At 33.0% G+C, this 22834-nt stretch carries 26 protein-coding genes; 24 read left to right on the top strand and 2 right to left on the bottom strand.

The annotated features are described in order from the left end of the window. Positions 1–9: 9 nt before the first annotated feature. The 17 genes from EW093_RS02425 (at position 10) to EW093_RS02350 (ending at position 13751) form a co-directional block, all read left to right on the top strand. Complete coding sequence (locus tag EW093_RS02425; RefSeq protein WP_149566857.1) at positions 10–417, top strand: bactofilin family protein; 408 nt, start codon at positions 10–12, stop codon at positions 415–417. A 1-nt stretch (position 418) separates the two neighbouring features. After that, complete coding sequence (locus EW093_RS02420; RefSeq protein WP_149566856.1) at positions 419–904, top strand: YaaR family protein; 486 nt, start codon at positions 419–421, stop codon at positions 902–904. A gap of 7 nt (positions 905–911) precedes the next feature. Then, the gene (locus EW093_RS02415; protein ID WP_149566855.1) at positions 912–1805 is read left to right on the top strand and encodes a PSP1 domain-containing protein; all 894 of its coding nucleotides are present in this window, start codon (positions 912–914) and stop codon (positions 1803–1805) included. Positions 1806–1886: 81 nt separating this feature from the next. Continuing rightward, a complete protein-coding gene (locus EW093_RS17240) occupies positions 1887–2057 on the top strand; it encodes a hypothetical protein (protein WP_187759800.1) in 171 nt (56 codons plus the stop codon). A gap of 42 nt (positions 2058–2099) precedes the next feature. After that, complete coding sequence (gene rpsT, locus EW093_RS02410) at positions 2100–2366, top strand: 30S ribosomal protein S20 (RefSeq protein WP_149566854.1); 267 nt, start codon at positions 2100–2102, stop codon at positions 2364–2366. Positions 2367–2381: 15 nt separating this feature from the next. Further along, positions 2382–2675 (top strand): HU family DNA-binding protein, encoded by a 294-nt coding sequence (locus EW093_RS02405; protein ID WP_149566853.1) that lies wholly within the window; start codon positions 2382–2384, stop codon positions 2673–2675. A 93-nt stretch (positions 2676–2768) separates the two neighbouring features. Then, positions 2769–3161, top strand: a complete 393-nt coding sequence (locus EW093_RS02400) for a bactofilin family protein (protein WP_187759799.1) — start codon at positions 2769–2771, stop codon at positions 3159–3161. 136 nt (positions 3162–3297) lie between these two features. Beyond that, the gene (gene rho, locus EW093_RS02395; RefSeq protein WP_149566851.1) at positions 3298–5049 is read left to right on the top strand and encodes a transcription termination factor Rho; all 1752 of its coding nucleotides are present in this window, start codon (positions 3298–3300) and stop codon (positions 5047–5049) included. Between the two features lie 32 nt (positions 5050–5081). Continuing rightward, positions 5082–5282: a 50S ribosomal protein L31 gene (rpmE, locus tag EW093_RS02390; RefSeq protein ID WP_149566850.1), complete on the top strand. Its 201-nt coding sequence runs from the start codon at positions 5082–5084 to the stop codon at positions 5280–5282. Between the two features lie 113 nt (positions 5283–5395). Beyond that, positions 5396–6553: a galactokinase gene (locus EW093_RS02385; RefSeq protein WP_149566849.1), complete on the top strand. Its 1158-nt coding sequence runs from the start codon at positions 5396–5398 to the stop codon at positions 6551–6553. Positions 6554–6602: 49 nt separating this feature from the next. After that, positions 6603–7280 (top strand): tetratricopeptide repeat protein, encoded by a 678-nt coding sequence (locus EW093_RS02380; protein WP_149566848.1) that lies wholly within the window; start codon positions 6603–6605, stop codon positions 7278–7280. Further along, positions 7277–9253, top strand: a complete 1977-nt coding sequence (locus EW093_RS02375; RefSeq protein WP_149566847.1) for an NHL repeat-containing protein — start codon at positions 7277–7279, stop codon at positions 9251–9253. The genes EW093_RS02380 and EW093_RS02375 overlap by 4 nt, the downstream gene beginning before the upstream one ends. 5 nt (positions 9254–9258) lie before the next feature. Continuing rightward, complete coding sequence (locus EW093_RS02370; RefSeq protein ID WP_149566846.1) at positions 9259–9546, top strand: CxxCxxCC domain-containing protein; 288 nt, start codon at positions 9259–9261, stop codon at positions 9544–9546. After that, positions 9539–9844: an ATP-dependent Clp protease adaptor ClpS gene (locus EW093_RS02365; protein WP_149566845.1), complete on the top strand. Its 306-nt coding sequence runs from the start codon at positions 9539–9541 to the stop codon at positions 9842–9844. Before EW093_RS02370 ends, EW093_RS02365 begins: the two co-directional genes overlap by 8 nt. Further along, on the top strand, positions 9823–12087 hold the full coding sequence (clpA, locus tag EW093_RS02360) for an ATP-dependent Clp protease ATP-binding subunit ClpA (RefSeq protein ID WP_246745066.1): 2265 nt from the start codon (positions 9823–9825) through the stop codon (positions 12085–12087). Before EW093_RS02365 ends, clpA begins: the two co-directional genes overlap by 22 nt. Further along, on the top strand, positions 12077–12823 hold the full coding sequence (gene aat, locus EW093_RS02355) for a leucyl/phenylalanyl-tRNA--protein transferase (RefSeq protein ID WP_246745065.1): 747 nt from the start codon (positions 12077–12079) through the stop codon (positions 12821–12823). The genes clpA and aat overlap by 11 nt, the downstream gene beginning before the upstream one ends. 7 nt (positions 12824–12830) lie before the next feature. Continuing rightward, a complete protein-coding gene (locus EW093_RS02350) occupies positions 12831–13751 on the top strand; it encodes a hypothetical protein (protein WP_149566844.1) in 921 nt (306 codons plus the stop codon). Between the two features lies 1 nt (position 13752). On the opposite strand, the gene mgtE is transcribed toward EW093_RS02350, so the two are convergent. Together mgtE and murB are read right to left on the bottom strand one after the other, a co-directional pair. Beyond that, positions 13753–15096 (bottom strand): magnesium transporter, encoded by a 1344-nt coding sequence (gene mgtE / locus EW093_RS02345; RefSeq protein ID WP_149566843.1) that lies wholly within the window; start codon positions 15094–15096, stop codon positions 13753–13755. A 3-nt stretch (positions 15097–15099) separates the two neighbouring features. Continuing rightward, positions 15100–16014 carry a UDP-N-acetylmuramate dehydrogenase gene (gene murB, locus EW093_RS02340; RefSeq protein ID WP_149566842.1) on the bottom strand — a complete coding sequence of 305 codons (915 nt, stop codon included), beginning with the start codon at positions 16012–16014 and terminating at the stop codon, positions 15100–15102. 52 nt (positions 16015–16066) lie between these two features. Between murB and cysS the strand changes: the two genes are divergently transcribed. From cysS to EW093_RS02305, 7 genes are all read left to right on the top strand, one after another. Continuing rightward, on the top strand, positions 16067–17467 hold the full coding sequence (cysS, locus tag EW093_RS02335) for a cysteine--tRNA ligase (RefSeq protein WP_149566841.1): 1401 nt from the start codon (positions 16067–16069) through the stop codon (positions 17465–17467). Beyond that, complete coding sequence (locus EW093_RS02330) at positions 17467–17985, top strand: RNA polymerase sigma factor (protein WP_149566840.1); 519 nt, start codon at positions 17467–17469, stop codon at positions 17983–17985. The genes cysS and EW093_RS02330 overlap by 1 nt, the downstream gene beginning before the upstream one ends. Positions 17986–18135: 150 nt before the next feature. Continuing rightward, on the top strand, positions 18136–18315 hold the full coding sequence (locus EW093_RS02325) for a hypothetical protein (RefSeq protein WP_149566839.1): 180 nt from the start codon (positions 18136–18138) through the stop codon (positions 18313–18315). Then, positions 18308–18745 carry a hypothetical protein gene (locus EW093_RS02320; protein WP_149566838.1) on the top strand — a complete coding sequence of 146 codons (438 nt, stop codon included), beginning with the start codon at positions 18308–18310 and terminating at the stop codon, positions 18743–18745. The genes EW093_RS02325 and EW093_RS02320 overlap by 8 nt, the downstream gene beginning before the upstream one ends. Beyond that, positions 18732–20270 carry a transglutaminase domain-containing protein gene (locus EW093_RS02315; protein ID WP_149566837.1) on the top strand — a complete coding sequence of 513 codons (1539 nt, stop codon included), beginning with the start codon at positions 18732–18734 and terminating at the stop codon, positions 20268–20270. Before EW093_RS02320 ends, EW093_RS02315 begins: the two co-directional genes overlap by 14 nt. A 15-nt stretch (positions 20271–20285) precedes the next feature. Then, positions 20286–21578, top strand: a complete 1293-nt coding sequence (glyA, locus tag EW093_RS02310) for a serine hydroxymethyltransferase (RefSeq protein ID WP_149566836.1) — start codon at positions 20286–20288, stop codon at positions 21576–21578. 26 nt (positions 21579–21604) lie between these two features. Further along, complete coding sequence (locus EW093_RS02305) at positions 21605–22816, top strand: cyclic nucleotide-binding domain-containing protein (protein ID WP_149566835.1); 1212 nt, start codon at positions 21605–21607, stop codon at positions 22814–22816. The last annotated feature ends 18 nt before the right edge of the window (positions 22817–22834 follow it).

Raw genomic sequence — 22834 nt, 5'->3', positions numbered from 1 at the left:
GGATAAGACGTGGATAATACAAATGTAAATGTAATTAACTCAATAATTGGGTTTGGAACTGTTTTTACCGGAGATTTGGATTTAACAGGTTTATTAAAGATAGATGGTGATTTTTCTGGAAGTGTAAAAGCGGAAGGTAAAGTTTTAATAGGACATACAGGTAGAGCTAAATGTAGTATTTTTGCTAAGACCGTTGTTGTTGGTGGCGTTGTAAAAGGTGATATATACGCTGAAGATAGAGTAGTTGTTCTCTCTACAGGAATGGTTTTAGGTAATATTAGGTCTCCTAGGCTTGTAATGGAAGAGGGTGTGCTTTTTAATGGAGAGCTAACTATAACCCATAGTGATGAGTATGGGGATTTAATGGATACAAATAGCTCTAAGAGCTTCTCTCCATTTGAAGTAAATAATAAATAAAATGGAAATTTCTAATTTAAATGGCTTTAATAGTGTGGCAAATGAGTCAGCTTTTAAGAGTCAGAAAAAAGAGAAATTAAAAAGTAATAAAAAAAATCTATTTAGGCGGGAACTTAGCAAAGCTGAGGGTTCCGTTGATAGTTCACCTTCATTAAGTGGAGATGAAAAGCTTGCTGAGCTTATGGATGATCTATTTAATCAAGGTGAGGATTTAGTAAAAGATCCTACAATACATAACCTTAGATTATATCGAAACTCTGTTTCACTCTTTTTTAAGTTTGTTATTAAAAATAGTTTAAACTTTGATTCAGTTGAAGGCCGATTGAATCCAAAGACCTTTGAACGAAAGTGTTATGCCTTGATTAGTGTTGTTGATAGAAAAATTGATGACATTGCAAAGAGTGTTTTAGGAGAGCAAAGAAAACAGTTTGATCTTCTAGGAGCTGTAGAGGAGATTAATGGCCTTATTGTAGATTTGATAAGTTGAGGACCAAATGAGTATAGATCATAATGAATTAAAGAAACTTGAAGATGAAGTTGTAGTGCAAAGACCACCTAAAAAGAAGGGGTCTGTAATTAAAGAACCCTTATATAAAATAAAGCTGGTTTATTCCGGTGAAACAGAGGTTGCAAGAATAAAATCTGGTATCTCTGTTGGGGATAATATTATAGTAAACTCTCGTTATGGGAAGGATCTTGGTATTGTTCTTGGTGTAGTTAAAAATCACAAAGATGTTGTTGAAGATGATATTATTCCAATTCTAAGAATATGTAATGAGAGGGATATTAAAAGATTAGAAGAGAATGTTATTAAAGAGAAAAAAGCTTTTGTAACTTGTAAGGAAAAAATATCTTCACTAAACCTTGATATGAAGCTTACCGGTGTTCATTACCTTTTAGACGAACCTAAGATACTCTTCTATTTTACAGCGGATAACAGAGTTGATTTTAGAGAGCTTGTAAAATCCCTTGTATCTATCTTTAAGATGAGAATCGAGTTAAGGCAAATTGGTGTAAGGGATGAGTCTAGGCTTTTAGGTGGAATGGGGGTTTGTGGTAGAGTAATATGCTGTCACGGATTAACAGATAGCTTAAAACCTGTTTCTATTAAGATGGCAAAAGAGCAAAACTTATCTTTAAACTCTATGAAAATTTCAGGGCCATGTGGCCGGTTGTTGTGCTGTCTTGAGTATGAGTATGATTTTTACGAATCAGAGAAGGCCAGGCTTCCAAATCAAGGCTCTAAAATAAGATATCAGAAGGATTTATATAACATAGATGAAGTTAATATCTTTTCTAAGACTATAACTGTTTCTGGCTATGATAGGAGCTTTATTAAAGTTCCTTTTACAGATATAAAAAAATTAAAGGTAAGTGGGAAATTATAAAATTCGAAGTAGAATAGATGTTTTATTGACATTGATGACTATTTTGAGTAATATCCATTTGCAAATATAAGGAGATGTTTTATGGCGCAAGCAAGTAAAAATGCCCGTATTGGATCAGGAACTCATAAATTTGAATGTCCATGTGGCGGTGAAGTTAAAATGAAGTCTGTATTTTCTGCAGGTAGAATGAAGCACCACGCTGAGTGTGAAAAATGTAAAAGAGTTGAGAGAAAACCTAGCGATTTTAGATAATTGCTTTGTTTTGAATAAAAAAAAGAAAAATGGAGGTCTATTTTGCCAAATAATTTAAATGCAGCAAAGAGACAGAGACAAAATGTTTCAAGAAGACTTAGAAACAGAACTGTTAAGAGTAGTTGTAAAACTGCTATTAAAGCATTTGAAGTTGCTTTAAAGGATAATAACAAGGAAGTAGCTGAAGAAAAATTCAAGCTTTCTGTTAAAATGCTTGATTCTGCAGCTGGTAAAGGTATTTTTCACAAAAATACAGTTGCAAGAAAAAAATCAAGAATGAGCGCAGCATTAGCTGGTATAAACGCTTAAAAATCGGGTTTATTAGTGAAACTTACTAAAGCTGAAATAGTTAATAATATTTATGAATCTGTTGATGTAAATAAAAAAGATATTCATGCGATTATTGACAACTTCTTTGATGAAGTAAAAAATGCTCTAGTTGACTCTAAGGTTGTGGAATTAAGAGGTTTTGGTACTTTTGAAGTTAAAACAAGAAAGGCCAGAGAGAAAGCTAGAAACCCAAAAACCGGTGAAATAATTCCAGTTGATAGTCATGGTGTTACTGTTTTTAGACCAGGAAAAGAATTAAAAGAGTTAACATGGAATGTTAAAAAATAATTTTTTTAACCAAGGCTCTAGTCGGAGTTTATCTGATTAGGGTCTAATTTTTTTTATAAATGTTTTATTTAAGGACTTACAGGGGAGCTAATTTTGAAGAATGAAAATAAAATCGCAGAACTAGGGGTAAATACATCTTATAAGGGAAACTTAACCTTTGATAAACATTTAAAAATTAAGGGTAAATATAATGGTTCAATCCTATCTGGAGGAACTTTATACATTGAAGATAGTGCTTTATTTGAGGGTGATATAAACGTAAAAGAGGCTGTAATTGCAGGTCAAATTTTAGGCGATGTTACAGCTACAGAGAGAATTGATATTCTATCAAACTCTGTTATCAAGGGTAATTTAATTGCACCAACTATAAAGATTGCTGATGGAGTTCAAATTGAAGGACGATGTCAGATGATACAAGATTCTGACACAGTTGATATTTTCTCAACATCTGTTAGTCAGTTAAAAAAATCAGTTTCAATAATCTAAACAAATAGGTCAAGTATATATTTAGGTTATTCTATACTTGACAAAATAAAAAGCAATGTATTAAACTTATAAAATAATAATCAATTCTAAACTAATCGTTTTTTATATAAATCAAACAATAATTAATGGAGAAATCATGTCAGATGACAGCAAAAAAACTGATCCGGAAGAGGTTAAAGTAATTCAGAAGGAATTAGATTTAACAGTTCCACAAGTAGAAGAAGGGTCTGATGATAAGGCAAAAAAAGTAGTAGTTACTAGAAAAAGAGTAAGAAGAAAGAAGGTTGAAGAGCCTAGTACAAAGACAGAACAAGAAAAAGACCAAGAACCTGTTTCGGTTAAATCAGAAAAGAAAGTTGTAAATGTATCTGATAGTTCCAAATCTGAAAACGAACCAATGAATAGATTAAAAAAAGTGGTTGCAGCAAATAGTCCTGAGAAGTCCAATGAGACTTCAAATACTCCACATTCGACAAACCATAATAACAGTGTTCAAAGAAAAAATACTAAAAACAGTAATAATAATAGGAACAATAATAGAAATTCATATACTAATAAAAACCGAAATAACAGGAATAGAAGAAATGATAATCCTAACAGTGCACCAATTCCAACACCTGATCAACCAAGAATTCTGATAAATAACTTAACAGATATGACCCTTCCTGATTTAAGGGCCTTTGCAACTGAAGATGGTGTTGTATGTGATGACTTAATATCTTTAACAAAACAAGAAGTTATTTTTCTAGTTCTAAAAAATCATATTGAAGCTAAAAATGGTGTTGTATTTGCATTTGGTTCTTTGGAAATACTTCCTGATGGTTATGGTTTCCTAAGATCTCCTGGTAACAGTTATCTACCTGGTAATGATGATATCTATGTATCTCCCTCACAAATAAGACTATTTAATTTAAAAACTGGTGACAATGTATATGGTCAAATAAGAACTCCTCAGCAGGGGGAGAGATTCTTTGCTATGTTAAGGGTAGAGAAGGTAAATGAAGATGACCCATCTGTAGCTCAAAGAAGAGTAGCTTTTGAGAGTTTAACTCCACTATTTCCAGATGAGAGAATAAATATGGAGACCTCCTGTGGTGATGTCTCTACAAGAATGATCAACCTTTTTTATCCTATAGGTAAGGGGCAAAGAGGTATAATTGTTGCGCCTCCTAGAACAGGTAAAACAGTTTTTCTACAAAAAATTGCCAATGCTATATCTGAAAATCACCCAGAAATTACCCTTATGGTTTTACTTGTAGATGAGCGACCTGAAGAGGTTACAGATATGAAGCGAAACGTTAAGGGGGAAGTTATAGCTTCTACCTTCGATGAACAAGCTTCAAGACATGTGCAAGTTGCAGAGATGGTAATATCTAAGGCTAAACGTCTAGTTGAACATAAAAAAGATGTTGTTATACTTTTAGACTCTATTACTAGGCTTGCAAGGGCCTATAACCAGACCGTACCAACCTCAGGTAAAATACTTTCCGGTGGTGTTGATTCAAATGCTCTTCATAAACCTAAAAGATTTTTTGGAGCTGCTAGAAATATTGAAGAGGGTGGAAGCCTTACTATTGTATCTACTGCACTTATCGAAACTGGAAGTAAAATGGATGAGGTTATATTTGAAGAGTTTAAAGGTACAGGGAATATGGAAGTTCATCTAGATAGAAAACTCTCTGATAAACGTCTATTCCCAGCCATAAATGTAAAAAAATCAGGGACAAGAAGAGAAGACCTATTGCTAACTTCCGAAGAATCCAATAAGATGGGTATACTTAGAAATGCTATTGCTCCAATGGATGATTTAGCAATTACTGAGCTCATAGTTGATAAAATGAAAAAAACAAAGAATAATGAGGCGTTTTTAAGATCTATGAATAGTTAATTCGTGGTCTTTTATAACCTTAGGAGGGAATTGTGAAAAAAGATATACATCCAAAGTACGAATCAGCAAAATGCATTTGTGTATGTGGAAACGTAATCGAAACTAGAACGACTGTTGGTGATATTAAAATGGACATCTGTTCAGCTTGTCACCCATTCTACACAGGAACACAAAAGCTTGTGGATACTGCTGGTAGAATTGAGAAATTTAACAAGAGATACAAGGTTAAATAAATATCAATTCATTATGTATCAAAAAGAGGCGTTTATACGTCTCTTTTTTTTTATTGTTTTCTTACAATTTTTCATTTACTATTAAAATGTATGGTTCTTAGATGGAGATGTGAGTGACTGAAATTGAATTGAAACATAAAGAAGAATATGGACATAAACCTGGAGTATTTTATTCATGCCCAGGAAAGATAACTCTATCCGGTGAGCATACAGAGTACAACGATGGAGTTATTATATCATCTGCTATAAATTTGTACTGCCAAGTAGCAATCTCAAAAAGGGATGATAACTCAGTAAGATTTTACTCTGTAAATTATAATGAGAGAAAAAAAACCTCAATTTCAAATATTAAAAATAAAAGGGAAGATCGCTGGTCTAACTATATAAAAGGCGTAATTATGTCAATTATACAGACAGGCACACCCCTAAGTGGAATGAATATCACTATTCTTAGTGATATACCAGAGAAGATAGGTCTTGGATCTTCAACTGCTATGTGTTTAGCTACAGCCTGCTGTTTAAAAAAACTATATAATCTTGATCTCTCTTGGCTTAACTTAGTAGAGTCTACCAGATTTTCAGAATCTGTTTTTATGGGTTTATATGCGGGTTTAGATGATGCTTTAACAATGTTTTTTAACAATAAGAATAGTCTCTTCTGTTTTGATGCTGCTACACTAGATTATGAGAGTCTAAAATTAGACTCTCTTATAGATAGGGTTGTCCTATTAGATCCAGGTGTTAGTAATGCAGATGTAGAGATGGATTATATTGATGATAGGGATGGACTTTATGAGTTAGCCTCAAAACTATCTAAGGGTAAAAACAATCACTCCTTAAGAAATTATAGGGTAGAGGAGATTAGAAGTTGTATCGATATTCCTGAACGTATAAAAAGAAAGGCCATATTTATAGTTGAAGAGATAAAAAGGTCTCTTGATATAAAGCAGGTTGTTTCAAATGGTAATATTGATCTTCTAGGGCGATACCTTGTTAGATCCCATGAGGGATTAAGGGATCTTTTTGAATCTACGTGTCCTGAAGTAGACTGGCTAATAAAGAGGGGAGTTGAAACAGATGGTGTTTATGGTGGTAAATCATCAGGAGAGATTTCTAGTGGTATTGTTGTCTTTATTATGGAGCAAAACGGAATTGATAACTTTTCTACACATATAGAAGATTATGATAAGATTTTTGGATTTAAAGCAAAAATAATGAGTATTAAACTCTGTAATGGAATGTCAAAAAATTATCCAGAAATTAATAGTTAAATTTATTCAGGCTATACATATATTTAAAGCGTTGATATAATATTAATACATGTTAGAAAATCAGTTGAAAAAAGCAATTAATGAATATAATAAGGGTTTGTACTCAGAAGTAATATCGACACTTTTATTAAGTGATTACTCGGATGAAGACTTTATAGTTTACTACTATTTAGGTCTTTGTTATATTAAAATAGGTGATTATGAAGGTGGAAAAGAGAGTTTAGAACACTATATAGAGCTTGATGACAACCTACTACGAGTTTTTCAAGGTAGAATGTTATTAGCCTTTGCTTCAATTCAGTTAGAGGATTATAAAGAAGCCCAGTTACATCTAGATAAACTTCTAGACTCAGGTTATGAGTCTGCAAAACTATACTCTCTACTTGGCTTTATATATTACAAAAAGAAAATGATGGCCAAGAGTGTTAAATATTATAGGCTGGCAATCTCAATAGATCCGGAAAATGCAAATGCGTTAAACTCCCTTGGTTATATCTTAGCAGATTATAAAGATGACTTAAAAGAGGCTGAAACCCTGTGCAGAAGGGCTTTATCTATAAATGTTGATAATCCTGCTTATTTAGACTCTCTAGGTTGGGTCTGTTTAAAAAATAACAAGTTTAGTGCATCCCAATCCTTTTTTAATCGTGCACTAATGTTATCTCCTAAAAACGATGTAATAACTAAACATATAAAAGAATTAGAAAAGGTTGGTCCTAAATTATGAGCAAGAGATTTTTAATACTTCTTCTTTTATCTTTATCTACATTAATATTCTCCCAGGATGTGGAGCTTAACAGAATAAATGCACTAGATGAATTTAAGTGGGGTGTTAAATTTTATAATCAGGGTTTATATGAAAAATCTGTATTCTCCTTTGAAAGGTCTCTATCCTATGACTCATTAGATTTAAGGACTCACCTCTGGTTGGGACAGGCATATTTTATGAAGGGAGATGTGGAAGCAGCCCTTGGTGAGTGGTCCCTACTTCAGGAGAAGGATGAAGCCCCTATATGGCTTGATAAGGCTGTAGAAATAATCTCCGCTAGACGGGGTGTTATTAACAGAATGTACTCAGTTGAAGAGTGGGTAACTCTCTATTCAAAAGATATAAATAGGGCATCTTCTGTTTTATCCCTAAATAATGGAGATAGTATAATAGTCTCATTTATGGATGGTTTATTAACAAAACTAAACAGTAATGGAGCAGTAATAGAGACATATAATGGAGGTTTTGAACCCTTTGATAAACCCTTTGATATTATTGAGTCAGATAATGGAGGGTATATTGTTTCAGAGTTTATGGGTGATAGAATTTCATTTATTAATGATTTAGGTATAAAAATTAAGAGTATTAACCCTAATGACTCTCCACTCTCTGGGCCTGGATTTCTTTCTAAAAATAGTAGTGGTTACTTCTATGTCTCTGATTGGGGAAATAGAAGGGTTTGTAAATTTGATATGGATGGTAATCTTATACTCTCTATTATTAATGAAAATTTAAAAAGACCTACTGGTGTTTTAGCTGCCGGGGATGAAGTTTATATAGCTGACTCAGTAAATAAAACAGTTTTATTATTTGATGAGAGTGGTAACTATATAAAAACTGTTGTCTCCTCTGGTTTAGATAGTCCTGAAGGTCTTAGCTTTAAGGATGAAGTGACCCTATTAATTGCTGATGGTGTAAAACTAAAGGAATTTAATTTAAATAGTAGAGTTTTATCCGATGTTACGGATCTACAAGGTAAGGCAAGTAGGATAACAAAGGGTGTTGTTGATGTTAACGGGAACACTTTAACTACAGATTTTAACTTAGGAGAGTTTTATTCATTAACTGATATCTCATCCCTATATGGTGGGCTCTATGTTGTAATTGATAGAGTTTCAAGTATTAATTTTCCTAAGATTGATGTAGAACTTCAAGTTTATAATAGACTTGGAGAGCCAATAATTGGACTAGATAACAGTAATTTTTTAATCTCAGAGAATAACAGAGTCGTAGGAACAAGGGATGTTGTTTTTAAAGGTAGTGATAACAACTTAGTTAATATGAGTCTACTTATTGATCTAGACTCAACAGTAGCGCCATATTATAATAATTTATATGACATTTCTAAGGCTTTTGATAGTGAACTAATAGCTGGAGATAGAGTATCCTTAATAACAGCTGGAGAGTATCCAGAAGTTGTATCAAGTAGGAAGCTAAATTTTGGTAATGATATTTTAGAAATTGATAATAACTCCTTTATTGATAGGGATGGAATAGATCTCTCTATAAAGTTAGCAGCTTCAACCCTAATACCATCTAGAGAGAAAAGAGAGATTGTATTAGTTACTACTGGAGTACAAAAGGAGAGTGACTTTGTACAGTACTCTCTTAATGAAATAAATGATCTTCTAATTAATAATAGAATATCATTGAGTATTATATATCTGGAGGATAGAAATAATCCTGAGCTAGATTATATAGTTAAGCAAAGTGGTGGATCAACAAGATATCTATTTGATGGTCCTGGGACAAAAGGAATAATAACTAAAGAGAGGGAAAAAAAGTCTGGGTTTTATGTTTTAAGCTTTGACTCCCTTAAAAATATAGATAATGGCGAACAGTTTACTACAGTTGAAGTTGAGATAGACTTTATTCGTAAAAGTGGACGTAGTGAGTCTGGGTATTTTGTTCCTGTTAAGGTTTTAGAGTAGGTTTAGTGCTAAAGAAAATAGATAAATGGTGGGAGAGTCTATGTTGTGGATGTGGACTTTGTTGTTATGAAAAAGAGTTTAGTGACGAGGATATCATATTTATTAATATGGAAAAACCGTGTAAATTCTTAGATTGTAACAGTAACTGTTGTACTGTATATAATAAAAGATTCAATATTAATCCTGATTGTAAAAAAGTGAATTTATATGAAGCTCTGTTCAACCCATACCTACCTAGTAGTTGTGGTTATGTTAAGAGTGTCAGATTCTGGAAAAGGAGAAAAAATGGCTGATAAAACATCTATATCTAATGAGAGTAGCGTAAGTAATAAGCTTGAAGAGCCAGGCCTTTTCAATGTTTTATTGCATAATGATGATTATACATCTATGGATTTTGTTGTTGATGTATTAGTATCTATATTTAGAAAAAACAGTGTTGAAGCTTCCAAAATTATGATGGAAGTACATAAAAAAGGTGCAGGTATTGCCGGAGTTTATCCCTATGATATAGGAATAACAAAGGTTCATGAGGTTAAAAGAAGAGCAAAGGTTGAGAAATATCCTCTGTTATGCACATTGGAAAAGGTATAAATATGAAGGTTAATGAAGCAGTTCAAAACATAATAAATGCAGCTTATCATGATGCACGGTTAAAAAAACATGAATTTTTTACTCCTGAGCATATACTATATTCAGCCCTATTTTTTGATGGGACAATCTCAATAATTAAGGAGTGTGGTGCTGATCCTGAACTTATAAAAAAGGACTTAGAAGAGTACTTTTCCAAGTATATGCCAACCCTAGATAATGGAGAGGATCCTTCAGAGTCTGTAGGTCTGCAAAATGTTATTGAGAGAACAATGATGCATCTAGAGTCCACTGGTAAGGAGATTGTAGATGAGGGAGATCTTTTAGTTTCACTATTTAAAGAGAAGGAGTCCTATGGTTCTTACTATATGAAGAAGGTTGGAATTGATAAAATGACCCTGCTCTCTGTTGTCTCCCATGGTAGTCATAAGTTTGTACAGAAGGATGATGATTCAAAAACAGCAGCTGATGACTCAAAGAGTCAAAAGAGAACTAGTGCTTTAGAGAGTTATACCCATAATCTTACAAAAAGAGCTAGAAATGGTGAACTTGATAAACTTATAGGTCGGGAAGATATTATTGAGAGAACTATACAGGTTCTACTTAGAAGAAATAAAAACAATCCTATTCATGTAGGTGATCCAGGTGTTGGTAAAACCGTATTAACTGAAGGGTTAGCACTTAAAATAATTAATGATGAGGTACCTTCTGGATTAAAAAATCATGAGGTTTTTTCTCTAGACCTAGGTTCTTTATTAGCTGGGTCTAAATATCGTGGGGATTTTGAAGAGCGATTAAAAGCTGTAATAAAGGAGCTTGAAATAAGGGGTAACTCAATACTTTTTATTGACGAGATCCATAATATTATTGGAGCCGGGGCTGTATCTGGAGGTTCCTTTGATGCTTCTAACCTATTAAAACCAGCTTTAACAACCGGGAAGTTAAAATGTATTGGTTGTACTACGTTTGATGAGTATAAAAAACACTTTGAAAAAGCCCACGCCTTTACTAGAAGATTTCAGAAAATTGATGTTCCGGAGACTAACATAGAAGATACTATTAAGATTTTAGAAGGAATAATAGACTCCTATGAGTCCCATCACAACGTTAAATATACAAAGGAAGCAATAATTGCTACTGTAGAGCTCTCTAGTAGATATTTAAATGATAGAAGGTTACCAGATAAAGCTATAGATGTTATAGATGAGGCTGGAGCACGGGCTAGAATGAATAGTTCTGGAGATGTTCAAACAATTACAAAAGCACATATAGAGAATGTATTATCCTCTATTGCAGGTATACCAAATAAAACTATCTCTTCATCTGAAAATAGTATGTTAAAAGGTCTTGGGGAGAAAATAAAGAGAAAACTCTTTGGGCAGGATGCCGCTGTTGACCTAGTTGTAGAGTCTGTTAAAAGATCAAGAGCTGGGTTTAGAGCTGAAGATAAACCTGTAGCATCCCTGCTTTTTGCCGGAAGTACAGGTGTAGGTAAGACAGAGCTTGCTAAACAGTTAGCCTTAGAATTAGCTATACCCCTAATTAGATTTGATATGAGTGAGTATCAAGAGAAGCATACTGTGGCTAGATTGATAGGTGCGCCTCCAGGTTATACCGGTTACGAAGAGGGGGGACAGTTAGTAGATAGTATAAAAAAGAATCCTTACTGCGTTCTTCTATTAGATGAGATAGAAAAAGCCCACTCGGATATTTATAATCTGCTACTGCAGATAATGGATTATGCTACTATTACTGATAATTTAGGAAGAAAAGCCGACTTTAGAAATGTAATTATTATAATGACAAGTAATGCTGGAGCAAAGGACTTAGGTAAGGCTATTATTGGTTTTGGTGAAAATAAAGTTACAGGGGATGCTATTTTCAAAGCTGTCGAGAAGGCTTTTACTCCAGAGTTTAGAAACCGGTTAGATAAGGTTGTTACATTTAACAGGCTCCCGCAAGATGTAATAGAGTCCATTGTTGTTAAAGAGATAAGCCAACTAAAAGAGATGTTATATAAAAAGAATGTCTCATTAAAAGTAACTAAGGATGCAATAAGTCTACTTTCTACAATTGGTTATTCTGAGGAGTTTGGAGCTAGAAATATGGCTAGGGTGGTTGATCATGAAATTAAATCAAAATTTATTGATGAGATCCTATTTGGGGATTTAGTTAATGGTGGTAGTGTTCACGTATCCATTAAAAAAGGTTTAATATCTGTAAAGGTAGAGAGTCTTGTCAGATGAGTTCCCATATTTAAGTATTAACGATTTTTATACATTCCCTGACCCTAAAACCCTCGAAGATGACGAGGGTATTGTTGGGGTAGGGGGAAACCTCTCTCCTGGTATGCTCTTTTCTGCATATTATCAGGGAATATTTCCTTGGTATGATGAAGAACCTATACTTTGGTGGTCATTAAATCCTAGATTAATTTTACTACCAGAGAATCTTGTGGTAACAAAATCTATGAGAAAATTGTTTAAAAAGAGAGCCTTTCATGTAACATTAGATAAAACGTTCTCTGATGTTATTAAGGGTTGCAGTAATATAGTTAGGAGCCATGAAGATGGTACATGGATAACTGATGAAATTATTAAAGCTTACACAAAGCTACATGAAGAGGGTTTTGCCCACTCTGTGGAGGTTTGGAATGGGGAAGGAAAACTATGTGGAGGACTATATGGAGTCTCTATTGGTGGTTACTTTGCTGGGGAGAGTATGTTTGCCCTAGAGTCTAATAGTTCAAAGTATGGATTTATCACTCTTGCTCTATTTTTAGAAGAGAAAGGGTTTAAATTTATCGATTGTCAACAGGAGACCCAACATTTAATGAGTTTAGGAGCCAAAAGTGTTAAAAGAGATAATTTTTATAAATTATTAAATGAATCATTAAATTTCTCTACTTATAAGGGTAATTGGGGAGAAATATTTACTGAATTTCAAGATTTTGACCCTTTAAAAAGAATTTTAGGAGTATAATATATATATGATAAAGAGAATTTTACTTATTTTTACTTTAATAATAACTTCCTCAATACTTTTATATTCAGATGAATATACAGATGAGCAGTTAGATCTTTCTATAGAAGAGTTCTCAAAAAAGAATTACAATGAGGCTCTTAGAATAATCGATGAGGTCTTGATAGTTGAACCTGAAAATGAAATAGCATTAATGTATAAAAAGACTATAGAGGATGTTATACAGATCGATCAGACAAAGGCGGAACAGGAGAGTATTAAAAAATCCCTTGAGTCAGAAGACCTTCTAACAGATAAAAAAGAAGTTATCATATTAGATTCTAAACAAGATTCTATAAGGAAAAGTCAAAATATTATTACAAATAGTATATATGTTGGTAAAGATAGTAGTGATGATTTAGTAGTTGAAAATAGGACTACAATACTATTTGGTATTCCAGTATTGGAATTTAAACTCAAATCAAAATCCTTTGATTATAACCTTATCAATATTGATTTAGGCCAATTGCCCATTGAAGATTTAGTTGACTTAGGAAATTATCATAGTGACTTATCCCTAGGTTATAGGTATAAGCCCTTTTCTAATATAATTGATAATGGAGGTTATTTTGACCTTAAATTGGGAGTAAGTAATTTCTCCTATGATAGTGAAGATATTATTCCTTATATTGGTTTTGATACAGAGACCTATTTTCTTGCAGTTAAAAATAATAATTTTATATTTAATAATTTGTGGTTTGGCGGAAGTGCTTATATCTATCTCTTTGATGGTGAGTTTAATAATAACTACTTTATTGAGTCAAAGTTAGGAATAAATATTGGATTTGGAAAGTTAGGGTTATTTTACAATTTAACCCATATTGAAAGTATATCAAATAATGAGTTTGACAGTGATATTTTTGGTATTATTTTGGGTCTTAGCTTTTAGGTTAAAAAAGTACCAACCTAATTGTTGTAAAATATATAGCATAACCGCAAACATCAATTACTGTTGACATTAATGGTCCTGCTGCAACTGTTGGATCTAAACCAATCTTATGTAGAGTTAGGGGTATTGATGCCCCTATTATAGTTGCAAAAATTACAACAAAATTCAGGGATAATCCTATTGTTAAAGCTTCTTGGATTAAAATTCCTCCAGGTGGAAGTAAAAAACTTCTAAGTATAATAATTATCCCTGTAACTAGTCCAATTAAGCTACCAACTAACAGTTCTTTTCTTATTATTTTAAAAAAATCTCTAAAGTGGATTTCCCCAGTAGCTAAACCCCGAATCATTAGTGTTGAGGATTGTGTCCCACAATTCCCTCCAGTTTGTGTTATAACACCCATAAATAGAATAACAAATGCCATTGAGGTAACATCTGAGAAGGCAGCAATTACATTTGTAGAAGCAGTACCTGCCAGTAATAGGATTATTAACCAAGGAATTCTTTTTAAGATAAGTTTGAAAATACCTGACTCTAGATAGCTGTCGGTATCCCCGGACATGGCACCCATTTTATATACATCTTCTGTCTGCTCTTCCCTCATTACATCAATAGCATCATCTATAGTTATAATACCTAGAAGTTTATTGTATCTATTAATTACTGGTAGGGCTAAAAGATCGTGATCTTCCATTATCTTTACAACATGTTCCTGGTCTGTATCCTCCCTAGCTGATAAGACGTGTCTCTCCATAATAGTATCAATTGTAACGTTGTCTTCAGAGGTTAATATCTCTTTAAGTGATATAACTCCAACGAGTTTTTTAAACTCATCTACAACGTATAAGTAGTATATTGTTTCTACCTTTTCCACCCTCTTTCTAATAAAATTGATGGCCTGGGAAACTGTAATGTCTTTTCTAATAGCAGCGTATCTAGGAGTCATTAGTCCTGCTGCATCATCCTCATCAAATTTAAGTAAAAACTCAGTCTCTTCTTTTACCTCATTGGGTAAAGAGTCCCAAACAGACTGTCGTACATCTGGGGAAATCTGCTGAATTAAGTCAACTAAATCGTCTGGTTCCATGTCTGATAAAACATTGTTTATACCAGAAGCTGATAGTTCTATAAGAATGGTCTCTTGGTCTTGGGTAGGGATTTCAGAAATTAATCCAACCTTAAACTCTTGATCTACGTGGGTAAAGAGGCGAACCATCTCCTCTTTAGTAAACTCATCCCACTGATCTAAAATCTCAGTTATCGTTAGATCTCTAATTGCATTATTTAAATCATCTTCATCAAATATATCTAAATACTCTTTAATATTTTTTATTGATTGATGCATTAATTACTCCCATATACCAACTTTTAGAACTTCTGGTTCAAGAATATAACCAGTTTTATTTTTAACTACATCTATAGTTTTATCTATTAAATAGTTAATATCAGAAGCAGTGGCATCTCCTAGATTTACAATAATATTACCGTGGAATGTTGATATTTGTGCTCCACCCTTTATCTGTCCTTTTAGTCCAGCATCTTCTATAATTTTACCACTAGGAAAACCAAACTCCCTATTGTTTTTAAAAACAGAACCTGCACATGGGTATTTAAAGTGACCCTTATCCCTTCTATCTCTACTGTTTTTATCCATTATATCTTTAATAGACTCTTTTGTTCCTGGTTTTAATTGTAGTGCAATCCTAGTAATTATTGAGTCGTTATTTTGGAATGGAGATATTTTATAATCCCAATGGGAACTATTTTTATGAATTTTTTGTAAATTACCATCTTGATCAATATACTCTGCCCATAAAAAAATATTTGAAATCTCATCCCCGTAGCAACGGGCATTCATCCATACCGCCCCACCAATAGTTCCTGGCATACCATTTATAAACTCTAGACCACTTAGAGACCTGTTAAGTGCTAGACTACATAGATTGTTTACCGATATTCCCGATTCAGCTATAACGCAGTTATCTAAAAACTCTACACTGTCTAATCTATTTAAAGAGAGAGTTATTCCAGGTATTCCTAAATCAGAAACCAATATATTGGCTCCACCGCCAAGTATAAATAGGGGTATATCATTCTCTTTTGATACTTTTTTTATCTCTACTATATCCTGGGGATTCCCAGCTTCTATAAATATCTCAGCTTTACCACCACACTTGAAAGTCGTGTGTTTAGCCATGTTTTCATTACTAGTTACAGTTCCTGTTATGTTGATTTTATTTACAATATCCAATATTCTATTCACAGAATAATAGTATAACAAGAGTCCTCTATAGGCAACCGCAGGAGTTATCAATATGTTAAAACTTTACAACACACTAGGAAGAGAAGTAACAGAGTTTCAATCAATAAAGGAAAATAGTGTCTCTTTATACTGCTGTGGTCCAACAGTGTATAATTTTGCTCATATAGGTAACTTAAGAACATATTTCTTTGAGGATATATTAATAAAAACCCTAAATTATAATAATTTTCATGTTAAACACTGTATGAATATAACAGATGTTGGTCATTTAACAGATGATGGTGATGATGGGGAAGATAAGATGATAAAAGCTTCAAGGGATAAGGGAATGGATGTTTATGATATTGCCAAGTTTTTTGAGAAAGCTTTTTTCGAGGATACAAAATCCTTAAATATTAGTAGACCAGATATTGTATGTAGGGCTACTAAGCATATAGGTGATATGATTAAACTTGTAAAGGGTCTAGAGGATAAGGGATTTACATATGTAAGTAATGGAAATGTCTATTTTGATACATCAAAATTTCCTGCTTACGGTTCAATGGCTGGTTTAGAAAAACAGGATCTTAATTATGGAGCTAGTACAGCCCTGGATAGTGCTAAAAAAAATCCCCAGGACTTTGTCTTATGGTTTACAAATAGTAAGTTTGAGAACCAAGCTATGCAGTGGAACTCTCCCTGGGGTAAAGGGTACCCTGGTTGGCACCTAGAGTGTTCAGCTATGAGTCTTAAATACCTAGGAGACACATTTGATATCCATTGTGGTGGTGTAGATCATGTAAATATTCACCATACAAACGAGATTGCACAAACTGAAGCTTATACAGGTAAAAAATGGGTTAATAGATGGTTACATGGGGAGTTTTTAGTAAATAAAACTGGTAAGATGTCTAAGAGTAAGGATGGATTTTTAACACTTCAAACCCTAGTTGATAAGGGGTATAAACCCTTAGATTATAGGTATTTCCTATTAGGTGCCCACTATAGAACCCAGTTAACATTTTCATGGGAATCCCTTGATGGAGCAAAATCCGCATTAAAGAGTATAAGGAATAAAATCTCACTATTATTAGAGAAAGATGACATAGGGTTGATCGAATCCATAGGTGATAGTGGTAAAAAGTATCTAGATAACTTTGTTACACATATTAATGAGGACCTTAATACCCCTAGATGTTTAGCCGACCTTTGGGATCTATTAAAAGATAAAAGTGTTCCAGCTTGTGATAAGCTTGCAGTTATTAATCAGATGGATAAAATACTATCATTGGATCTTTTAACCCTAGAAAAAGAGATTTGTACAGATAAGAGACTGCTTAAGCTTCTTGAAAATCGAAATGAAGCCAGATTAAATAAGGACTATGCCTTATCTGATAAGATAAGAGATGAGTTGTTAGAAGAGGGTTGGGTTGTTAAAGATTCAGGGAATGGCTCTGTTCTTGAAAGGGTTTAATGACAGATTTTAGCGAAGTTTATGATGCAAATTTTGAATTAATAATGCGTATAGCTTATAGGTTTACAGGAGATCTAGAAGCTGCTGAAGATTTGTGTCAGGATACTTTTATAAAATATTTTGAAAAATTTGGGAATAAACACTCAAATAAAAATGAGAAATCTGTTTTCTATCTCATTAAAATTGTAAAAAATTTATCAATAAACTATGAAAAAAGAAGAAAAATTGAGTATAGAGTGTTCAATCAGTATAAAAATGAGTCTCTATCCTATGATAACGAATCTGGTTTATCAGATTTAGTTAAAAAAGAGCAAATTTCTGATATACAAAAAGCACTTCTATTGATACCTTATAAATATAGACTACCACTGATTTTAAAAGAGTATGAGCAGTTGAGTTATATTGAGATAAGTAAAATAATAAACTCATCAGTTTCAAATGTGAAAATACTCATACATCGGGCAAAAAATATTTTTAAAGAGAAGTTAAAGGAGATTGAACATGGACACACTGCCTGATTTTTCAAATAGTAAGATTCTAATAAAAAACCGTATAGAAGGTGCCCTTAGAGAGAAAAAAAGAGACCTAGTCTATATCAATATTCACTTTTTTTAGGACTTTTTTTCATAACCACAATATGTACAGCTCTCTATTTAAAAACAGTTATATTGGGTCAAAAAAATGTTTTATCTAATGATGTTAACTACTACAGTTTAGAGCAATTAATGAAATCTCAAATACTAGAAAATGAAACAACTATTGAACTTCCTGGGGCGATATCCTTTGCTGCAGCAGGGGAGGCAAATCTTATATCAAATATTAACTTTTCAAAGGGGAGTTATGAATAAATTTTTTTGGTTATTCCTTGTATTTCCTGTATTTTTATTTGCAGAAACCAATGGAATGGAGGGGCTTTTACAAATTGATGTTGTTGTTAAAGTCATCTCTGGAGAATCAGAAGAGTTATGGAGTCTTGATTTAACAAAATATACAATTAGTGAACGGGCTATAAGTATTAATTTAAAAGGGTTTGATGGAGAGCTTCTAGCTACTGTTACACCAGTGGAAATTAATAGTGAGTTGGTTTTACTTAAAACATCATCAATTATAAAAAGTTTAGACACAGGTGAAATAATTAAAGCTAGTCATAAAGAGTTAGTCGCAGGATTTAATGAAAAAATTATCTTTTACCCAATTGGTAATCTTGAAAATATTCCAAATGTAATTATGGAGCTTGAAATAAAAAAAATCCTTGGGGTAGATATTGAAAATAAATAAAAAATTAGTTGTTATTCTTATTGGACTTGTAACAGTTTTATCTTTAGTTTTAATTTTTAATTTTAATAGTGTTGGTAGGAGTCCTCAGTTACTTAACCTATCCAAAAGTGTCGCCTCACCAGGTGATATAATTGTTTTAAAAGGTAAATACTTTGGAGGAGAAGTCTCTAGAGGCCGGGTATATATAAATGATAAAATGATTTTTAAAGAGTTTATTAAATCATGGAGTAATGATCAAATTATCATAGAGTTATCAGATGATTTTAAGTCTGGTATGATAGTTGTAGACAATATGTTTGGCCAGAGTTCACCATATTTAATAACTAGTTTAAAAGATGTTCCTGAGATTAGAGATGATAGCTACTCTATAAATAAACCCTTTATTAGAGATGCTGTCTACTCAAATAATACAGACTTAAAAATAGATGTATATGGAAACTCATTTGGCACAAGGGAGATGTTCTCCCTTTTAAAGATTCACGATCTTGATGGTAATGTAATAGATATAGATAAGAGTTTAATTACCCAGTGGCATGATTATTTAATTACTTTTTTCATTCCCTATGGAATCGATAATATGGTTATAACTGTTGAGAACAGTAATGGTATAAGTAATGAGTTCGCTCTACATAGGAACGATATCCCACCTGTTATCTATATAAAAGATAACAAGAAGGAGTATCAATTAAAACAGATTGTTGATATCTATAATGTTATTACCCTAGGTGAAGGAAGTGTAGAGCTTTTTTTACCTACTGTATTCTCGGATTATAGACAGGATGATATTGTTTTTGATTCGGCTCTAGGAAGTTTTATATCTAAGTACAAAGTATATAACTATCAGTTAAATTTTTACGAAACTGGAGAGAATTATTCTATAACATTAAACACCACATTAAATGTAAGCTCTATAGAGACAAAAATACGTAGAGAGTATATTGGCCGTGTATACGATAAAGAGTCTCCTGCCTATATTGATGGTTTTTCCTATATTCCTAATGTAGATAAAAGTGATAAAGATATTTCAGGTACAGGAGTCTGGTTAGTTAGAAATAGTAAAAATAGGGTAAGTCAGGCTGAAATAATTATTGACTGGATTTTAAAGTATATTAAAATAGAGGATGAGTCCTCTGATAATGCTTCTATTGCATTTAAAAATAGATCTGCATCTAACCTAGGGTTAATTAATATAACTACGTCAATGTTAAGAAGTATAGGAATTCCTAGTAGAGTTGTATATGGGATAAAAATTGATGAGAATGTCTCTAACTATAGGTGGCTTGAGTTTTACCTACCTAGTGGAGGGTGGGTTCCTGTAGATTTAGTTCAGAAAAAGGTTCAAAGAGACTACCCTATAGGAACCCTTGAAAACAATATTATAGGGTTTAGTAAGGGGTTAACTTTTATTGACTATCAGAGTGATAATTTACAGAACGGTTTTTATGCTTTACAGAATAGCACCAGTAATTTTCATGGTAATATAGAAAGTTATGATACCTTATGGCATAATATTGAAATTAAATAGATTACAGGAGTAAATATGGAAAATTTAAAGGTAACTGACCCAGAATTATTCGAAGCAATAAGTAGTGAGCTTACTAGACAGAGGGGTAATCTTGAACTAATTGCCTCGGAGAATATTGTTTCTAGAGCGGTATTAGAAGCGGCTGGATCCGTATTAACAAATAAGTATGCAGAGGGTTATCCTTCAAAAAGATATTATGGTGGATGTGAAAGAGTTGATGTTGCCGAAAACTTAGCAAGAGATAGGGCAAAAAAACTTTTTAATTGTGACTATGTTAACGTTCAGCCTCACTCTGGTAGTCAGGCAAATATGGGTGTTTATTTAACAGTATTAAAACCAGGAGATACAGTTTTAGGAATGGATCTATCCCATGGAGGGCACCTAACCCACGGTTCTCCAGTAAACTTTTCAGGACAACTTTATAATTTTGTTAGTTATGGTGTTTCAAAAGATAGTGAGCAGATCGATTATGAGGCTCTAATGGCCCAAGCAAAAGAGGTTAAACCTAAACTAATTGTAGCTGGTGCATCAGCATATTCAAGGATTATTGATTTTAAGAAATTTAGAGAAATAGCAGATGAAGTAGGTGCGTATTTAATGACAGATATGGCCCATATTGCAGGTTTAGTTGCAGGAGGTGTTCATCCAAGTCCTGTTCCATATTCAGATTTTACAACAACAACAACCCATAAAACTCTACGAGGCCCTAGGGGTGGGATGATTTTAATGGGTAAAGATAGGGAGAATGATCTTGGTATTGTTGCTCCTAAATCTGGTAGGGTAAAAATGTTCTCTGAGTTAGTCGATGGTTCTATTTTTCCTGGATGTCAGGGTGGACCATTAATGCATGTTATTGCAGCTAAAGCTGTTGCATTTCAGGAAGCATTAACCCAAGACTTTAAAGATTATCAAGAACAGGTTGTTAAAAACTCAATTGTTTTAAGTCAATCTTTAACAGACCTTGGAGCACGTATTGTTTCTGGTGGTACAGATAACCACTTATCCCTTGTAGATCTTACACCTCTAGGTGTTACTGGGAAAGATGCAGAGAAGTTATTAGATGAGGCAGGAATAACTGTAAATAAAAATACAATTCCTTTTGAAACTAGAAGCCCATTTATAACATCTGGAATTAGAATTGGAACTCCAGCAGTTACTACAAGAGGTATGAAAGAGGCTGATATGAAACATATAGCAAGTTATATTGTTGAAGTTCTTAAGTCTGGTGGAGATAAGGTCGTAATTAGTAGTGTAAAAGAAAAGGTTCAAACTCTTTGTGAATCATTTCCACTTTATCCGAAACTTTAGTATATAATATAAATATAGAGGGTTATATGAGTAATGCACAGTTAGGAATAATGTCCTGTAGAAAGGGCGCATATATCACAACAATTGGAGAGAACAAAGCTGATTGTTTTTATATTATTCGTTCAGGCTCTGTACGTGTAACCCGAGAGATCGACATCAAAGGTGAGTCTAAGAGTATTGTTTTAAAACCTGGAGACTTCTTTGGTGTTGTTTCTACTATGAGTCATCACCCCCATATAGATACAGCCCAAGCAATTGAAGATACAAAGATTATTACAGTCAAAAAGGATCAATTCCAATTTCTGATCCAAAATAATACAGCAGTAGCTATGAATATTATTAATGGATTTTCAAAAAGAGTTAGAGTACTAAATAAAGAGTTAGTTAGAAAAAGTGGTATAAGCAAACAGGAAATTGGCCCAGAGACCCTATACTCATCAGCTGAAGTCTATATTAAAAGTAATAGATATAATGAAGCCTATTTTTTATATAATAAATACATTTCAGAATCATCAAATAGTGAAAATATCAAAAAAGCAAAATTACGGATGGAGAGATTAAAACCCTATGCTAAATCTCAGATAGCTTTACAGGGAGATACATCCTTTGTTCGTCACTATCCAAAGGATTGTATGATCTTTGGAGAGGGGCAAAAGGGTACTGAACTCTATATTCTCCAGAAGGGACAGGTAAAAATTACTAAGATTGTTGAAAATAAAGAGATTATTTTAGCAATATTAAAAGCTGGAGATATGTTTGGAGAGATGGCTCTTCTAGAAGATAAACCTAGGTCTGCATCGGCTATTAGTTATGAGAATGCAGATCTAATGGTAATTAGTCGAAGTAACTTTAAAAAAATGGTTTCTGAACAACCACAAATTGTAACTAAACTAACAATATTATTGGCAGATAGAATTTGGGGAACTACAAAACTTATTGAAAATGCAAATATATCTGACTATGTAGGCCGATTGTATGATTGGTTATCTGTTGAGTTAGAAAAAATGAATGTACCACTTAATACAAAAGAGTCTGCAAAATTTAATTTTGGTATTAAAGAGCTAATAAATATTGTAGGAATTCCTCGGGATAAAGTTGATGAATCCCTAGTTGAGTTGTATAAAAATCATAAGATATCAGAAAAAGATGGGAAATTACACTCATCAGATGTCTCTGAGATCAGGTCTCAATGTGCCTATTACCGGAAAATGGATAGAATAAAGAAAAACCGAATATAGACCATAAAGCTTTCATTT

The organism is Thiospirochaeta perfilievii (assembly GCF_008329945.1).
GTDB lineage: Bacteria > Spirochaetota > Spirochaetia > DSM-2461 > DSM-2461 > Thiospirochaeta > Thiospirochaeta perfilievii.
The sequence above is the reverse complement of the archived record's forward strand: the minus strand, read 5'-3'. Positions and strand labels throughout refer to the sequence as shown.